Raw genomic sequence first — 15,828 nt, 5'->3', positions numbered from 1 at the left:
TTGTTCCAAAATGGGAGAAGTTCATCTTTCTTTGCAGTTGCGTCAGCCCCTGGCGGGGCTTAGGGAATGGCGATGCGGGTAGCCATTATTGGGGCAGGACTGGCCGGCTTGGTAACGGGGGTTCACTTGGCTGAGGCAGGCCATGAGGTGCGGATCTATGAGGCACGGCCCTTTGTTGGTGGCAAGGTGGGATCCTGGCAGGATGCCGAGGGCAACCACATTGAGATGGGATTGCACGTTTTTTTCTGCAACTACAGCAACCTGTTTGCTCTGATGAAAAAGGTGGGGGCCTACGAGAATTTGCTGCCCAAGCAGCACGTCCACACCTTTATCAACCGCGGTGGGCAGGTGGCCAGCCTCGATTTTCGCTTTCCCCTAGGAGCGCCCTTCAACGGCCTCAAGGCTTTTTTTACCACCGAGCAGCTCTCTTGGGCCGATAAGCTGCGCAACGCTCTGGCGCTGGGCACTAGCCCTCTGATTCGTGGCCTGCTGGATTACGAAGGAGCAATGCGGCAGATTCGCGCCTTGGATCGGATGAGCTTTGCCGAGTGGTTCCGCCGCCACGGGGGATCCGAGGCCAGCCTGAAGCGGATGTGGAACCCAATTGCCTATGCCCTAGGCTTCATCGATACGGAGCAGATCTCTGCCCGCTGCATGCTGACCATTTTTCAGATGTTTGCCAGCAAAACCGATGCCTCCAAGCTCAATCTTCTCAAGGGGGCCCCGGACAATTACCTCACCCAGCCCATCGTCCGCTACCTGCAAGCCCGCGGTGGCCAGGTCTATACCCGCCGCGGGGTCAGCCGCATTGAAGTGAGCGACTCCCCTCCCTACGCAGTAACCGGCCTGGTTTTGGCCAACGGCGAGCGCGTGGAGGCGGATGTGTATGTGTGTGCAACGGCGGTAGAAGGGGCAAAACGCCTGATCCCACAGGTGTGGCGGCAGTGGCCCCAATTCGACAACATCTACAAGCTGGACTCTGTGCCGGTTGCCACGGTGCAGTTGCGCTTCGACGGCTGGGTGACGGAGCTGAAGGGCCGGGCCAAACGCGCTGCCGACTACCCCCAGCCGCTCGGCATCGACAACCTCCTCTACACCGCCGATGCTGATTTCTCCTGCTTTGCGGATCTCGCCCTCACCAGCCCCGCCGACTACTACAAACCCGGCCAGGGATCCCTGCTGCAGTGTGTGCTTACCCCTGGGGAGCCCTTTATCTCCATGCCCAACGAGCAGATTGCCCAGCGGGTGCTACACCAAGTGCATGAGCTCTTCCCCTCCTCGCGGCAGCTGAACCTGACCTGGTACAGCGTGGTCAAGCTAGCCCACTCCCTCTACCGCGAGGCGCCGGGCATGGAGCCCTATCGGCCCCAGCAGAAAACCCCCGTGCCCAACTTCTTCCTGGCTGGCAGCTACACTGCCCAGGACTACATCGACAGCATGGAAGGGGCTACTCTCTCTGGCCAGTTGGCTGCCCAGGCCATCCTGGCTGCCCACCGGGATCTAGAGCCGTCAGCTTAGCAGATCGCAGATCCTCGTTTGGTGCAGTGGCGTCCCTGGCTCGCCTCTAGGCCTGAGCTAGCCTTGGCCAGTCGGCTCTGGCAGACCAAGTCCTTTTCCCCTACTATCTAGGCGGGAAAGGTGGCTTGAGGACGGCTATGCAGGCGGTGATTTTAGCAGGGGGGCAGGGAACTCGCTTACGGCCTTTGACCCTATGGCAGCCAAAGCCCTTACTGCCTTTGCTGGGGGTGCCCTTTTTGCAGTGGCTAATTGGGCGCTGCCGCCGGGCGGGGCTGACAGAGATTTTGCTTAGCGTGGGCTATCTGGGCCGGCAGATCGAGGCGGCTTTGGGAGATGGCACTGCCTGGGGGGTGAAGCTCCGCTACATCGTCGAAGAAACACCTCTGGATACGGCGGGGGCGTTGGTGTTGGCCCAGCCCTATTTCAGCGGGGATCCCCTGGTAGTCTTCAACGCCGATATCCTCACCGATCTGGATTTGTTGGCCTTGATCCAATGCCACCTACAGAGTGGGGCCGTCGCCACCCTTACGCTTGTCTGTGTTGAGGACATTACCGCCTATGGCCTGGTGGAGGTGGGGGAAGGGGGTCAAATCCAATCCTTTCGGGAAAAGCCCACCCCTGCGGAAGCCCTCACCCTAACCACCAACACCATCAACGCCGGTACCTACGTCCTCGAGCCAGCCATTTTCAAGGACTACCCTAGCGGGGATCCCCTCAGTTTTGAGCGGCACGTCTTCCCCGATCTGCTCCAGCAAGGGCGGCGGCTGCAAGCCTACTTGCACACGGGTTACTGGCGGGATCTAGGCACGCCGGCCAGCTACTACCAGGGCCAGTTGGACATTCTCCTAGGTCGGATGAGGGATTTCCCTCTCGAGGATGTGGAAGAGCAGGCGCCCGGGATCTGGGTTCACAAAACGGCTGAGATCCATCCCGCCGTCCAGCTGCAAGCCCCTTGCTACGTTGGCGCCCATACCCGCTTGGGACCCCATGCTCGGATCCCTCCCGGCACCATCCTTGGCAGCTACAGTTGGGTCAACGGCTCCCTGCAGCCGGGGGCTTACGGGCCAGGCCTTCTCGTGGTTTAATGAGGGGATGGCAAGTCTAATAGCGCCCTTAGTTCTCTCGTTTGAGGGAGCACATAGGCATTCAACTATGGCGGAATACAGGCCTGGGCTAGAAGGTGTTCCGGCCACGCGCTCTAACATTAGCTTTGTCGATGGCCAGGCAGGGATCCTGGAATACCGCGGCATCCCCATTGAGGAGCTGGCGGCTCATAGTACCTTTCTAGAGACAGCTTATTTGCTGATTTTTGGCAAGCTGCCGACCCAGTCAGAGCTGGACAATTTTGATCAGGCTGTCCGCAGCCATCGGCGGGTCAAGTACCGCATCCGCGACATGATCAAGTCATTTCCCGAATCGGGCCACCCGATGGACGCTCTGCAGACCTGTGTCGCCAGCTTGGGCATGTTCTACCCCGTGCGGGAGTCAGATCCCGACTACGTCTTTGTCACGGTTACCCGTCTGCTGGCTAAACTGCCGACGATGGTGGCCATGTTTCACCAGATGCGCCAGGGCAACGATCCCATTCCCCCTGACGACAGCCTGGATCATGCCGCCAATTTCCTCTACATGCTCTCGGGCAAAAAGCCAGATCCCTGGCTGGCCCGCGTTTTCGATACTTGCCTCATCCTGCACGCCGAGCACACCGTCAACGCTTCAACTTTTGCCCTTTTGGTTAGTGCTTCAACCTTGGCTAGCCCCTATAGCAGCCTGGCCACAGCAGTGGGCACCCTTTCAGGGTTGCTGCACGGCGGAGCCAACCAAGAGGTGATGAAGCTGTTGCGGCAGATTGGCTCGGTGGAGAATGTACGCTTGTTCATTGAGGAAAAGCTGGCCAGAAAAGAGCGGATTATGGGCATGGGGCACCGCGTCTACAAAGTGAAGGATCCGCGGGCCACCATCCTGCAACAGATTGCTGAGAAGCTGTTCGAGCGCTACGGCCACGACAAGTACTACGACATTGCCCTAGAGGTGGAACGGGTGTGCGCAGAGCTGCTGGGGCCAAAGGGCATCTACCCCAATGTGGACTTCTACTCAGGTCTGGTCTACGCCAAGTTGGGGATCCCAGAGGATTTGTTTACAGCAGTGTTTGCCATTGCCCGGGTAGCAGGTTGGCTGGCCCATTGGCGGGAGCAGTTGGCGGATAATCGCCTCTTCCGCCCCACCCAGGTCTACACCGGTAAGCGACAGCAACGGTACATCCCCATCTCGGAGCGGAGCTAAGTCCTGTTTGACGTTGCCATAGGGTGCCCTGCGCACCTTGACAGTAACCTAGGTGAACTCCCCGAAAAACGCGGCGCGAAAGCCCTGGATAAGGAAGTGCCGCCCTTGAGAAACCCTGAACTGGTCTGCAAGCTAGCTTCCACCCCAGTGCACGCTCCTTGCAGGCTTCTCCACCAACAGCCAGGTTGCGGCGGACAGAGAGCAGGTTAGGTTCCGGCGGAAGAGAGCCCAGCTCAAAGTCAGCAGAAACTTACCCACGCCGAGGGCAAGGCCGCAAGGAAGGAGCTTGATGCGGCACTCCTCCAAACTCATTTCGGCTTGCTCTAACCCCACCTGCTAGAGGGATCCCAGTGTCGGGCTCCAAGGCGCACCTGGAGGCCCCCCTCGGCCACAAGCTGCGGGCAAGAGTCGGCTCTCCGGATCTGAAGTTTAGCGTGAAGTAAAGATCCTGTATTGGCTAACACATCTTTGAGCAGAAATCATGCTTAAAGTTAAGGATTCCTGGCAAGAGGATCTCGAGGATCGTCCACAATGAGGTAGCGCTGCTGGAACAACCAACCGTTTTGGTGGGGGAGATGGCTTCAGCTCAATACCGCCTGGTGCCGGTGCGGCCAGAAGACGGCGGCTTTTATCCAGAGCATCTCTTTTTGGCTCTGGAGGCCACCCAACTGGGCTACTGGCAACTGGATCTGCGCAGCGGGGAGCTGAGCAGTTCCCCTCAGTGCAAGGCCAAGTACGGACGGGATCCCGGCGAGGAGTTCACTCTGGAGATGTTTTTCGAGAGCGTTCACCCCGAGGATCGCCAAAGGGTGAAGGAAGCTCTCCAGTTGGCGGGGCCTAGAGCATTGGAGGGGGATCCCAACTTGGCAGTCGAGTACCGTGCCCATCTCGCAGACGGGCAGGTGCGCTGGCACCTCTCTCAGGGGATTGTGCTCCTGGGGCCGGAAGGGGATCCCAGCCATGTAGTCGGGGTAACCCTGGACATCACCGAGCGCAAGCAGGCCGAGCTAAAGCTGCAGCAACAGGTGCAGCGGGAAAAACTGCTTAACCGGCTCATTCAGGCCATCAGCACCTCTTTGGATCTACCCGCCCTCTTTGAGGTAGCGGTGCAGGAAGTAGGCCAGGTTTTGCAGGCAGCGCGGGTTACCCTTTACCAATATCTGCCTGCCGAGAAGGTGTGGGTGGGCATTGCCGGCTATGTTCGCTCCCCCGATGTGCCCAGTGCTCTCCACCTGCGCATACCAGATGATCCAGAGATTCCAGCCATCCAGCACTTCAAGTGGCTGCAAGTTTTTCACGTGGCGGATCCCAAGCAAGTTTCCGATCCCTTTGCATTGCAGGAAAGGCAAGACTGCCAGCTCGGCCCCTGGCTAGGGATCCCGGTGGCCTGTCAAGGGAAACTGTGGGGCGCTCTAGCCCTGAGGCGCCTGATCTCTGAACCCGATTGGCAAGAGGAAGAGATCGAGTTAGCTAGGGCAATTGGCGATCACCTGGCAGTCGCCATTCGACAGGCGGAACTTTATCAAAGGCTGCAGCAAGCCAACGCCGAACTGGATTACCAAGTGCGGGTGCGCAACGGCCAACTGCAGCAAGCCTACGAAGACGAGGCCCTGCTGCAACTGATCACGGAAGAAATTCGCTCCAGCCTAGATGAACAAAAGATTTTGGAGACCGTGGCGCAAGAACTGGCCCTCAGACTGGGTCTTTCCGGCTGCATGATTGCCCTCCATAACCCAGAACGACAGGTTAGCGTTTTGGCCTTGGATTATCGACCTGGAGAAGGGATCCGCCGTTTTCCCCTGGAGATCCCCTTTGCCGAGTTTGCCGAGGTGCTCCAGCCGCTTCAAGGTGGGCAGTTCTGCCATTTCAGCCACCTTGGCCACCCCTGCTGGCCCGGCTACGATCGCCACACGCTGCTGGTACTTCCCATTTGCGATGCTCAGGACAGCGAATTTCTCCTGCTGGGAAATATTTGTGGAGCGCGTCCGCCGGGTCAGGTGTTTGGCGAGCGGGAACAGCGCTTGATGCGGCGGGTGGCCAGCCAGTGTGCTATTGCCATTCGCCAGGCCCGGCTTTTCCAAACCGTGCAGCAGCAGGTGCAGCAGTTGCAGAAGCTCAACCACCTCAAGGATGAGTTTCTGCACATGGTCTCCCACGAGATGCGCACGCCTTTGACCAACATGAAGCTGGCAATTGCTTTTCTCTCCAGGGCCAACCTGACGGAGCGGGAGCGGCGTTACTTGCAGATTTTGGAGATGGAGACCAACCGCGAGCTGGACTTGATCAACGAGCTGTTGGAATTGCAAGCTATTGAAGCCGGAAATAGGGATCTCAACCTAACCTGGTTATCTCCTCAGGAGTGGATCCCCAATCTTTCCGAGCCCTTCCGGCTGCGAGCTGCCCAGCAGAACCAACAGTTTCAGTTGGAATGGGATCCCGACCTTTTGCCCCTCCGTACAGATGAGGGCTTGCTGTCGCGGGTGGTGGGCGAACTTTTGAACAACGCCTGCAAGTACACGCCGGCTGGGGAAAGCATCTGTTTGCGCTTTAGCCAGACCCATCAACAGGGCCGTCCCGGCTGGCTGATCGAGGTGCGCAATACAGGGGTGGAAATTCCTCCAGAGGCGTTGCCCCATGTGTTTGAAAAGTTCTACCGCATCCCACAGTTGGATCGCCGCAAGGCCGGAGGGACAGGCCTAGGCCTGCCGCTGGCCCAAAAGGCTATGGAGATGTTAGAGGGATCCCTGACTGTAGAAAGCCACTCTGGTCAGGTCATCTTTCGGGTGTGGTGTCCATCCCAAAGTCGATTGCCCCAAAACTCACCCGCCGAGCAAGACACTCAGCGCCTTGCGCAGGACTCGAACCTGCAACCATCGACTTAGAAGGTCGGTGCTCTATCCATTGAGCTAGCAAGGCAAGTTGCAGAGCCATTATATCCTTGGAGCAGTTCGCCTCTCTATAACTTGCTCCTTCCCAGCTGTACAAGAGCTTCCTGCAGGGATCCCAGTCGCTAAAGTTATAACGAAGGTCTTGGTGGGGAGAACCGGGATCCCGATGCCACCACTTCCCGATCCTAGCCCAGTCGATGAAAAGAAGGCTGCTTGCGTCCGCGAGTCGGAAACCTCCCCCGGCTGCGGATCCCTCTCGCCAGCCGCTAGACGCCTGCTGCAGCTCTACCACGGCGGCAGTTTTGTCCTTTTGAGCCTGGTGTGGCTATTGGTCGGGATCCCCAGTCTCTGGGCTCTGCGGGCAGATCTCCTCCGTCTCTGGCAGTACTTCACCTGGACGGGCCTGCGCTATGCCCTCTTTTACCGCCCTAGCTGGCCTACCTTTGGCCTGCTGCTTTGTGTCAGCTTTACCCTAGGGATCCTAGTTGCCCAAAGCCGCTACGAGCTGTTTGGCCTCTATCCCTTCGAGCGCTGGCTCCTGGAGCGGCAATCCCGCTGGATCCTGTCTCTACCCCCTTGGCACCCCCTGCGGCGCTGGCTGGTACGCACCCTGAATTCCCGCCAGTAGAACGCACCGCTTCCCAAGTACTGACTTAGGAGGTGCTTGCAGCAGCCAGCGAGCGTTGCACAATCCGGGACAGACGGGCCTTGCGACGAGCAGCTGTGTTTTTGTGCAGCACGCCTTTTTGGGCTGCCTTGTCAATGCGGCTAAAGGCAGCGCTCATCGCCGCCTGGATCTCCTGCAGGGTTTCCGGCTGGGGGTTGGCCGCGTAGGCGGAAGAGAGGGAGATCACCTTTTTCATGAGGGCGCGCACCAGGGCTTTGGTAGCCTTGTTGCGCAGGCGGTTCCGCTCGGCAATCTTGAGGCGCTTGATGGCGGATTTAGTCCGTGGCATGGTTAAAAGAGAAAAACAGCAAAGATCAAGCATACCATCAGAGCTTGGAGCTCGTGGTCGGGCGGGATCCCCATGTTTCAAGATTGCAGCTCTCTCATCCAGTTCAACCCCCCTGCCCTTTGCTATGGGGTTGCCGTTTGCGACTTGGATCGGGACGGGGCTTTTGAGCTGTTCGTGTGCGGCTTCCGCGGCCGGAACCGGGTTTTGAAGTGGAATGGCCAGGCCCTGGTGGATCTGGTGGACGATACCCTGGCCGATGCGGGGCGCATGGCGATTGGGGTGGCTGCCGGCGACTTTGATGGCGACGGCCAAGAAGAACTCTATGTTTTGAATACCGATACCTTCGGGGGGCGCAAGCGCTTTGGGGATCGCCTCTTCGACTGGCAGGGATCCCGCTGGGTGGATCTGTTCTCCCTGCCCCACAACCAAGATGCCCTCAACTTGACAGCAGGTCGCTCGGTGGCCTGCGTGGATCGCTTTGGCCAGGGGCGGTATGGGTTTTTTGTAGCCAACTACGGCGGCCCCATGCGCCTTTACGAGCTGGGCTTCAACCAGATGATTGCCGATGTGGCGCCGGAGGCGGGGGTGAACCGGGTAACAGGCGGGCGGGGGCTGGTGGCCGTGCCCCTAGTCTCGCAGCGGATGGACATTTTTGCCGTCAACGAGCAGGGGCCCAATTTTTTGTTCCGCAACCGGGGAGATGGCACCTTTGAAGAAATTGCCGCTGAAGTGGGGCTGGCGGATCCCAACGAGCACGGGCGCGGTGTGGCGGCGGTGGATCTAGACGGGGACGGGCGGCTGGACTTGGTCTACGGCAATTGGGAAGGGCCGCATCGCCTCTGGATCCAAACCCCCAGCGGCCTCTTTAAGAACGTGGCCCCCCCGGAGCTGGCCAGGCCCTCCCGCATTCGCACCGTGATTGCTGCCGACTTTGACAACGACGGCTACCCGGAGCTGTTTTTTAACAACATCGGCGAGCCCAACCGCCTGTTTGGCTGGCGCTCTGGCTGCTGGCAGGCCATTGACATTGGAGAGGCTGCTGAGCCGCAGGGATTGGGAACAGGAGCGGCAGTCGCCGATGTGGATGGGGACGGGCGCCTGGAGCTGCTCATTGCCCACGGGGAGTCGGGCGCCCAGCCCCTGAGCTTCTACCGGCCCCTGGCTAATGCCAACAACTGGCTAAGGGTCTTGCCCCTGACTCGCCAGGGATCCCCGGCCCGCGGCGCCCTGGTGCGGCTAATCACCCCTACCCGCACGCAGATCCGCCCCATCGATGCCGGCAGCGGCTACCTCTGTCAGATGGAGCCGGTGGCCCATTTTGGCCTGGGATCCGAAACACTGGTCAAGGAAATCCAGATCCAGTGGCCGGACGGAAAACAGGTGCAGGTGGCTTGCCCACCAGTTAACCAGCTTTTGCGGATCCCCTATCCAGGCTAGGCGGCCTCCTCGTTAGGCATCTCGACAGAAGGGGAGCCTGAGATCCCTGCCCATTCCGGCTCAACGGGTCGCTGCCAGTGTTCCCACCAAGCCGGCCCCGAGTCCGCTGGGCTGCTGTTGACACTGGCAGGGATCTGGGCTGCCGGCAGCAGCCAACTGACAGGCGTGGGGATCAGGCAACTGGGGTGGAGAGGTCGCAAATCGCGGTAGTGGCTGCTGCGAATGGCCAGAATCTCCTGCTGGATGACCCCTAGGGGCTCGCCCAGCTTCAGCAGCACATGGCTGCACAAGCCCAGGCTGGCCTCAAATTCCGGGTGGACGACCTCTCTGGCCCCTAACTGATAGAGCTGTTCGATGTCCTCTTCGTGGGTGGCTCGCACCACTACCTCCAGGTGGGGCGCCAGTTTCAGCGCTTGTTTGAGGCAGAGGCGGGTGCTTAGGCGATCCGGCAGGGCAATCACCAGGGCGCGGGCATGGTTTAGGCCAGCTTTCTCCAGCACCGGGGCACTAGCAGCATTGCCGTAGAGATAGGGGATCCCCTGCGAGCGCAACTGTTGGATGACCCGTTCTGAGGAGTCAATTACCAAAAGGGGATGGCGGCGGGCTTGCAGAATGCGCACTACATCCTGCCCCACCCGACCGTAGCCGCACACTACCACGTGGCCCTCTTGGGGAGCTTTGGCATCCAAGTCGCGAGGCTGCTCCTCGGCTGCTAGCCAACGGGACACAAAGGGGATACCTTGCAGTTTCCTCAGCAGCCCTGGCGCCCCCTTGAGCAAAAAGGGAGTAACAAGCAAGGTAACAGCGGTGGTGCTGACGATGAGCAAGTACAGTTGCCGCGACACCAGCCCCAGCGCCTGCCCCTCGCTGGCCAGGACAAAGGAAAACTCCCCAATTTGGGAAAGGCCTAGCCCCACCAACACCGCTGCCGGGAGGGGATAGCCAAACAGCCCCGCTAGAGGGGCCACCAGGCAAAACTTGCCCACCATCACCAGCCCCACCAGCCCTAGAATCAGCATCAGGTGGTCGGCAATAAAGTGAGGATCGATGAGCATGCCAATGGCGGCAAAAAAGAGGGCGGCAAACACATCTCGCAAGGGCTCTACGTAGGCCAGGGTTTGGTCGGCGTATTCCACTTCTGAAATCATCAACCCGGCCAGGAAGGCCCCAATCTCGCTGGAAATGCCCAGCTGCTCTGTCAACAGAGCAATCCCCACACAGAGACTGATCACCCCCAGGAGGAATACCTCTTTGCTCTCTTGCTGGGCCAATAGCCGCAGCAGAGCAGGCACCAGCCAAATACCACCCAGCACCGCCCCTACGCCCACCAGGCCAATTTCTGCTACTGACTTAGCCAGGGATCCCGCCAGCTCCGGCAGAGGAGCGTCCAAAGCCGGCAACACCGCCAGCATTAGCCCTACTGCTAAATCCTGCACGATCAAGATCCCCAGCATGGCCTGGCCCTGGGGCGTGTCCATCTGGTTAGTCTCGGTGAGGCTTTTGAGCACCACCGCCGTGGAAGACAAGGAGAGCACTGCCCCCAAAAAGATCCCCTGCACGGGTGTCAGCCAGCTGCTAGCCACCGCCAGCACCGCCGTGATGGCAATCGTGAGACCAATCTGCAGAAGACCGCCGCCCAGGGCAATCCCACGCACTTGGCGCAATTCTTTGAGGGAAAACTCCACCCCCAAGGTAAACAGCAAAAAGGTCACGCCAAACTGGGCCAGGGTTTCCACCTGCACCACCTCTTTGATCCACCCCAACCCTGTCGGCCCCACTAGGATCCCGGCCAGCAAGTAACCCAAGAGCACCGGCTGCCGGAGCAGTGCAGCGAGAAACCCTCCTGCTGCCGCTGCTGCCAGTACTGTTGCAATGTCCAGAATTAGGCGAAAGTCTTCCTGCACAGGGACGCTCACCCCGAAATTTGTAGCCGATCCTGGGAGCTCTTCCACGATACTGCCTTCTTCAGCCCCCTGGACAGATCTCAGCCTCCTCCAGGCCAGCAGGGGCAGTCGCGGGGAGGGTGGCTAAAATTTGTTAAAGGTTACATAGAAAACCTCAAAACGGTAGCTTATAATACGGAAGTAAGGAGCTACCCCAAAGGAGGCGAAAATGACGAAACTCTCTTACCGTGGTGTTAGCTACACCCCCTCACCGACGGCGGCAACTGTTTCCCCGGGCAAAGTGGGGGGCCGCTATCGGGGGCTGGACTGGCGGTTCCGCCACCTGACCAAGCCGCCGGTTTTGTCCACCAACTTGGACTTTCTCTACCGGGGAGTAGCCTCTCGTTCCCAGGCTGCCGAGTCAGCAGCAGCTCCTAGGCGTTTCCACGCTTTGGATGAGCTAGCTCGCTTCCTAATGGCGGGCCACCAACGCGCTATTCGAATTCGGCAGCAGGCAATGCTGGTACGCGGTACAGAACGGGTTGGCCTGCATACCAACGTGCGCAACTTCTGGAACCGTATCCAAGGGAAAGTGCACCCCACCTTCCGCTTAGATTACGACCGCACACGAGTTAGCCTGAGCTAGTCCTCAGGCAAAAGGATTCCTAGGGGGTGGGACTAAGGCTCCTTCTGCAGCTAGCAGGTGGGCAAGGTGTTGGCTACTTTGAACTTCCTAGGAGAAGCAGAGAGGCCCCGAAAAGGAGAGGAGGTTGCTCTTCGAGGCTATAATGCCCTAGCAGGCTCTTGGAGTCCCTCTGTTGCCGTCTTACCGGGGGCAGCAGAGCTGTGCAAGAGGTAAGCAGGGATCGCGCCAAAGCCTGCTCCCTTTAGCAGTCTAGAAGGGTCGGTCGCCCTCGACCCGAGTAATTGATGCACCTAATGCTTTGGATTTTGGCCCCAGCTCTGCTCCTAGGGGGAGGACTGGTAGCCTATGTGCTGACTGCCCGTAAGTATCGCTCCCCGGAATCCGTAGCCCGTGCCTACGACGAGTGGACGCGGGATGGAATCCTGGAGTTCTACTGGGGCGAACATATTCACCTTGGCCACTACGGATCCCCGCCGCGGCGGAAAAACTTCATCCAGGCCAAACACGACTTTGTCCACGAGATGGTGCGCTGGGGCGGGCTGGATCGGCTGCCGCCGGGGACGACGGTGCTAGATGTGGGCTGTGGCATTGGCGGCAGTTGTCGCATCTTGGCCCGCGACTATGGCTTTGTCGTAACCGGCATTACCATTAGCCCCCAGCAGGTGAAGCGGGCCCAAGAGCTCACCCCCCCTGATCTCCCCGTCCGGTTTCAGGTAGCGGATGCCCTCAACCTGCCCTTTCCCGACGCCAGCTTTGACGTGGTCTGGTCCATTGAGGCGGGGCCCCACATGCCGGACAAGGCCCGCTACGCCAGCGAGATGCTGCGGGTGCTCAAGCCAGGCGGCATCCTGGTGGTGGCGGACTGGAACCAGCGCGACGACCGTCAAAAGCCCCTCACCTTCTGGGAGCGGCTGGTGATGCGGCAGTTGTTGGATCAGTGGTCGCACCCCGCTTTTTCTAGCATTGAAGGCTTTGTGGAAGCACTAGAAGCCACGGGGCTGGTAGAGGGACGGGTGGAGACTGCCGACTGGACCCAGGAGACCCTTCCTTCTTGGCTGGATTCCATCTGGCAGGGGGTTGTCCGTCCCGAAGGGTTGCTGAAGTTTGGCTTGGTAGGCTTGATTAAGTCGCTGCGGGAGGTGCCCACCTTCTTGCTCATGCGCCTGGCCTTCGGCACTGGCCTCTGCCGCTTTGGCATGTTCCGGGCGGTGCGGGCTGCCGCGCCGGCGAACTCCGCCTCCCCAGAAGTAGTTGGCTACAGCACCCAATGAGAGACAATGACGCTCCTTGCTCCCCCTCCGGAGACCCTAGACGCCCTCTACGACGTGATCATCGTTGGCGGCGGCATTGCGGGCCTGACCCTAGCTTGTGCCCTGCAGGGATCCGGCCTGCGCTTGGCCCTCATTGAGGCCCAGTCGGCTGAGGCAGTCAGGCAGCGCCCCTTGGCCTATGCCCTTTCGCCGCTCTCGATCCGCATCTTTCGGGCCATCGGGGTGTGGGAGGCGCTGGCTCCCCACATCACACCCTTTGCCCAGGTGATTCTGACCGACGCCAACGCTCCCCAGCGGGTGACCTTTAGGCCGGAGGATGTGGGGGAAACGGCAGTTTTCTACTGCGGCGAACATGGCTGGCTGCAGCAGGTGCTCCAGGAGCGGGTGGCTGCGGATCCCCAGATCACCTGCTACTACGAAGCCAGGGTGGAGAGGGTCACCTATGGAAAGGCCACGGCTGAGGTGGAGCTGGAAACGACCCAAGGCCGATGCCGGCTGGCCGCCTCCCTGGTGGTGGCTGCTGACGGCCTGCGCTCCCAGGTGCGCCAGGGGGCAGGGATCCCTAGCGACGGCTGGGACTACTGGCAGTCCTGCATCACCGCCCTGGTGGCCCCTGCCCAAGATCACCAAAACATCGCCTACGAACGCTTCTGGCCTGCTGGACCCTTTGCCATCCTGCCCCTGCCCGGCAATCGCTGCCAGGTGGTCTGGATCCTGCCCCATGAGCAGGCCAAGGCTACCCTGGCGCTCCCCCAGGCCGACTTCTTGGCCAAGATGCAGCGCTACTATGGCCCTCAGGGCGGCGGCCTTACTTTGTTGAACTCCCCCCAGCTCTTCCCGGCTCGCCTGCGGCAGAGCCGCCGCTACTATCAGCACCGCCTGGCATTGGTGGGGGATGCAGCTCACCACTGCCATCCAGTGGCGGGCCAAGGGCTAAACCTCGGTATCCGCGATGCCGCTGCCTTGGCCCAGGTGCTGCTGGAGGCCTATAGACGGCACGAGGATTTGGGGGATGTCAAAGTCCTACGGCGCTACGGCCGCCGGCGCCGCTGGGAAAACTGGCTGGTGCTACTCTTCACAGATTTACTTACCCGCACCTTCTCCAACTCCTACTGGCCCCTAGTGGTCTTGCGGCGCTTGGTTTTGCAAGGAATGATCCTCTTCCCGCCGCTGCGGCGCTTTTTGCTGCGCTTGATGACTGGCCTCTGGGGAAGCTCTCCCTACAGCCCCAGCTCCTCCTTGGCCTTCTGAGCCGCCCGAAACACCTCCGCATCCTCGGCCTGTGACCAGTCGGGATCGGCGATCTGGGCGTAGAACTTTTCGTCGTAGGGTCGGGTTTGCACCACCACCGGCATAGGTACGGCATGGCCGAGAACCAGAGCCTGCTGTTTGGAATCCAACTTGGCCAGCACCGTCTTTAAGTTCTGGCTGCCCGCTACCCCTGTAAAGACGGCGTCGATATCCTCCTCGTCGTTGAGGAGGGCCGTGATACGGGTGCCCAACTGCGACATCACCTCGCTGTCGATCCTGGAAGGGCGCTGATCCACCACCAGCAGTGTCACAAAGTACTTGCGCATCTCGCGGGCAATGGTGCCGAAGATGGTCTGCTTGGCTGCCCGCGGATTGAGAAAGCGGTGCGCTTCCTCGATGGTGATGCACAGTTGCCGCGGCCGGTCGAGGGGATTTTTGGACTGCAGGTACCGCTCCGTCTGCTGCACATAGGCCTGGTGGATGCGGCGGGTGATGACGTTGGCTGCCAGCATGTAGGAAAGCAGGTTGGACTGGGCTCCAAACTCGATCACCACGTGAATGCCGCGGCTAAGGGCCTCCAGGATCTCGCCGATGTAGTTGCGGGGCAGACTGTTGCGGATGTACCTGAGGTCGTCGAGGCGGGTCAGCTTGCGCTGCAGGGCTAGGATGGAGGCCTTGTTGCCCATCCTCTGTTCGCAAAACTCTTGGATCTCGGCGTTGGAGAGGCTCAAGAGCCGGCTAATCCAGTCGCGGCCAAACTCGTTGCGCAGGATAATGGCGTTTTCTAGGCTGGCCTCGGAGAGGTTGAGCTCCTCCGCCAACAGGGCCAGATCTTCCACCTCGATCTGGTTGTAGGCAATGAAGAGTTCACGGGCATCCCGCACCCCTCGCCGCTGGGTGGAATCAGGATCCAAGGTATAAATTTGCACCTGGCCGGGGAAGAGCTGCCGCAGCCCCTTGACGGTAGTGGCCTGCCTATCCTCGCTGACTGCCTCCCAGCCGTATTCAGAGTGCATATCGAAAACCAGGTTCACTGCCGCCCGCTTGCGGATGATGCCCGCCAGGATCAGGCGGGCCAAGAAGGACTTACCAGTGCCGGACTTGCCGAAAATCCCGTTGCTGCGCTCCACCCAGCGATCCAAATCCAGACAAATGGGCACCGCCATGTCCAGGGGCTGACCAATGGCAAAGTTGCGCCGAGTGGGGTCGTCTTCCCAGCCGAAGACGGTGCGAAAGTCCAGCTCCCGCGCCTCGTACACTTGGGAAAAGTGGGCCGGCACCGTTTTCACCGGCAACAGCTCCATTGCCTCGGCACCAGGAAGGGCGGGGCCGCCATCTTCTGGCCGGTTGGGATCAATGAGGGGGTACAGCCTTTCCCCTTCCGTCTGCCGCGGCACCAACATCAGCATTGGCGTGAGGGCAATAACCCCGTAGGTGCCGCTGCCAGCCAAGACCTCTCGCAACAGGGTTTCTTCGGGACGAGGGGGATTGACCAAGATCTGGGGGTTGCTGGTTGCTAACGTAACGTCGGTGAGCAGGCCGAAGAAGCGGTGGCGCTCCCCTTGAATGACCACAAACTTGCCCACCCGCAGGTCTTCTACCGAAACGCCAGGGTTGAGGCGAGCTTCCAAGCCCCGACTCAGGGATCCCTGAATCACCGTGGCCAAAGGTTGGGGAGAGGTCATGGCGGTGGGA

12 protein-coding genes and 1 tRNA gene are annotated in these 15,828 nt (G+C 60.1%); 9 read left to right on the top strand and 4 right to left on the bottom strand.

All coding sequences use genetic code 11. The features are described from left to right. The first annotated feature begins 72 nt into the window (after positions 1-72). The 4 genes from zds (at position 73) to NW822_RS07765 (ending at position 6,683) form a co-directional block, all read left to right on the top strand. Positions 73-1,518, top strand: a complete 1,446-nt coding sequence (gene zds, locus NW822_RS07780; protein WP_414404057.1) for a 9,9'-di-cis-zeta-carotene desaturase — start codon at positions 73-75, stop codon at positions 1,516-1,518. A gap of 125 nt (positions 1,519-1,643) precedes the next feature. Then, positions 1,644-2,603 (top strand): sugar phosphate nucleotidyltransferase, encoded by a 960-nt coding sequence (locus tag NW822_RS07775; protein WP_414404056.1) that lies wholly within the window; start codon positions 1,644-1,646, stop codon positions 2,601-2,603. A 67-nt stretch (positions 2,604-2,670) separates the two neighbouring features. Further along, entirely contained in the window at positions 2,671-3,801 is a 1,131-nt protein-coding gene (locus NW822_RS07770; protein WP_414359885.1) for a citrate synthase, read from the top strand. Between the two features lie 575 nt (positions 3,802-4,376). Beyond that, entirely contained in the window at positions 4,377-6,683 is a 2,307-nt protein-coding gene (locus NW822_RS07765) for a GAF domain-containing protein (RefSeq protein ID WP_414404096.1), read from the top strand. Here the strand turns inward: NW822_RS07765 and NW822_RS07760 are convergent. Next, positions 6,645-6,717 (bottom strand) — tRNA-Arg (locus tag NW822_RS07760). The genes NW822_RS07765 and NW822_RS07760 overlap by 39 nt on opposite strands. Before the next feature lie 138 nt (positions 6,718-6,855). On the opposite strand from NW822_RS07760, the gene NW822_RS07755 reads away from it, so the two are divergent. Further along, entirely contained in the window at positions 6,856-7,317 is a 462-nt protein-coding gene (locus tag NW822_RS07755; RefSeq protein ID WP_414404055.1) for a hypothetical protein, read from the top strand. A 25-nt stretch (positions 7,318-7,342) separates the two neighbouring features. On the opposite strand, the gene rpsT is transcribed toward NW822_RS07755, so the two are convergent. Then, on the bottom strand, positions 7,343-7,645 hold the full coding sequence (gene rpsT, locus NW822_RS07750; protein ID WP_414359880.1) for a 30S ribosomal protein S20: 303 nt from the start codon (positions 7,643-7,645) through the stop codon (positions 7,343-7,345). Positions 7,646-7,717: 72 nt separating this feature from the next. On the opposite strand from rpsT, the gene NW822_RS07745 reads away from it, so the two are divergent. After that, positions 7,718-9,082 carry a CRTAC1 family protein gene (locus NW822_RS07745; RefSeq protein ID WP_414359877.1) on the top strand — a complete coding sequence of 455 codons (1,365 nt, stop codon included), beginning with the start codon at positions 7,718-7,720 and terminating at the stop codon, positions 9,080-9,082. On the opposite strand, the gene NW822_RS07740 is transcribed toward NW822_RS07745, so the two are convergent. Next, positions 9,079-10,998 (bottom strand): cation:proton antiporter, encoded by a 1,920-nt coding sequence (locus NW822_RS07740; RefSeq protein ID WP_414404054.1) that lies wholly within the window; start codon positions 10,996-10,998, stop codon positions 9,079-9,081. The genes NW822_RS07745 and NW822_RS07740 overlap by 4 nt on opposite strands. Before the next feature lie 196 nt (positions 10,999-11,194). Between NW822_RS07740 and NW822_RS07735 the strand changes: the two genes are divergently transcribed. From NW822_RS07735 to NW822_RS07725, 3 genes are all read left to right on the top strand, one after another. Continuing rightward, positions 11,195-11,611 carry a DUF4278 domain-containing protein gene (locus tag NW822_RS07735; RefSeq protein WP_414359871.1) on the top strand — a complete coding sequence of 139 codons (417 nt, stop codon included), beginning with the start codon at positions 11,195-11,197 and terminating at the stop codon, positions 11,609-11,611. Between the two features lie 293 nt (positions 11,612-11,904). Then, positions 11,905-12,882 (top strand): methyltransferase domain-containing protein, encoded by a 978-nt coding sequence (locus tag NW822_RS07730; RefSeq protein ID WP_414404053.1) that lies wholly within the window; start codon positions 11,905-11,907, stop codon positions 12,880-12,882. 6 nt (positions 12,883-12,888) lie between these two features. Beyond that, positions 12,889-14,133, top strand: coding sequence for an FAD-dependent hydroxylase (locus NW822_RS07725; protein ID WP_414404052.1), 1,245 nt, complete (start codon positions 12,889-12,891; stop codon positions 14,131-14,133). Here NW822_RS07725 and NW822_RS07720 read toward each other — a convergent pair. Next, positions 14,103-15,818 (bottom strand): helicase HerA domain-containing protein, encoded by a 1,716-nt coding sequence (locus NW822_RS07720; protein ID WP_414404051.1) that lies wholly within the window; start codon positions 15,816-15,818, stop codon positions 14,103-14,105. The genes NW822_RS07725 and NW822_RS07720 overlap by 31 nt on opposite strands. Between the last annotated feature and the right edge of the window lie 10 nt (positions 15,819-15,828).

The organism is Synechococcus sp. H70.2 (assembly GCF_047462275.1).
GTDB lineage: Bacteria > Cyanobacteriota > Cyanobacteriia > Thermostichales > Thermostichaceae > Thermostichus.
The sequence above is the reverse complement of the archived record's forward strand: the minus strand, read 5'-3'. Positions and strand labels throughout refer to the sequence as shown.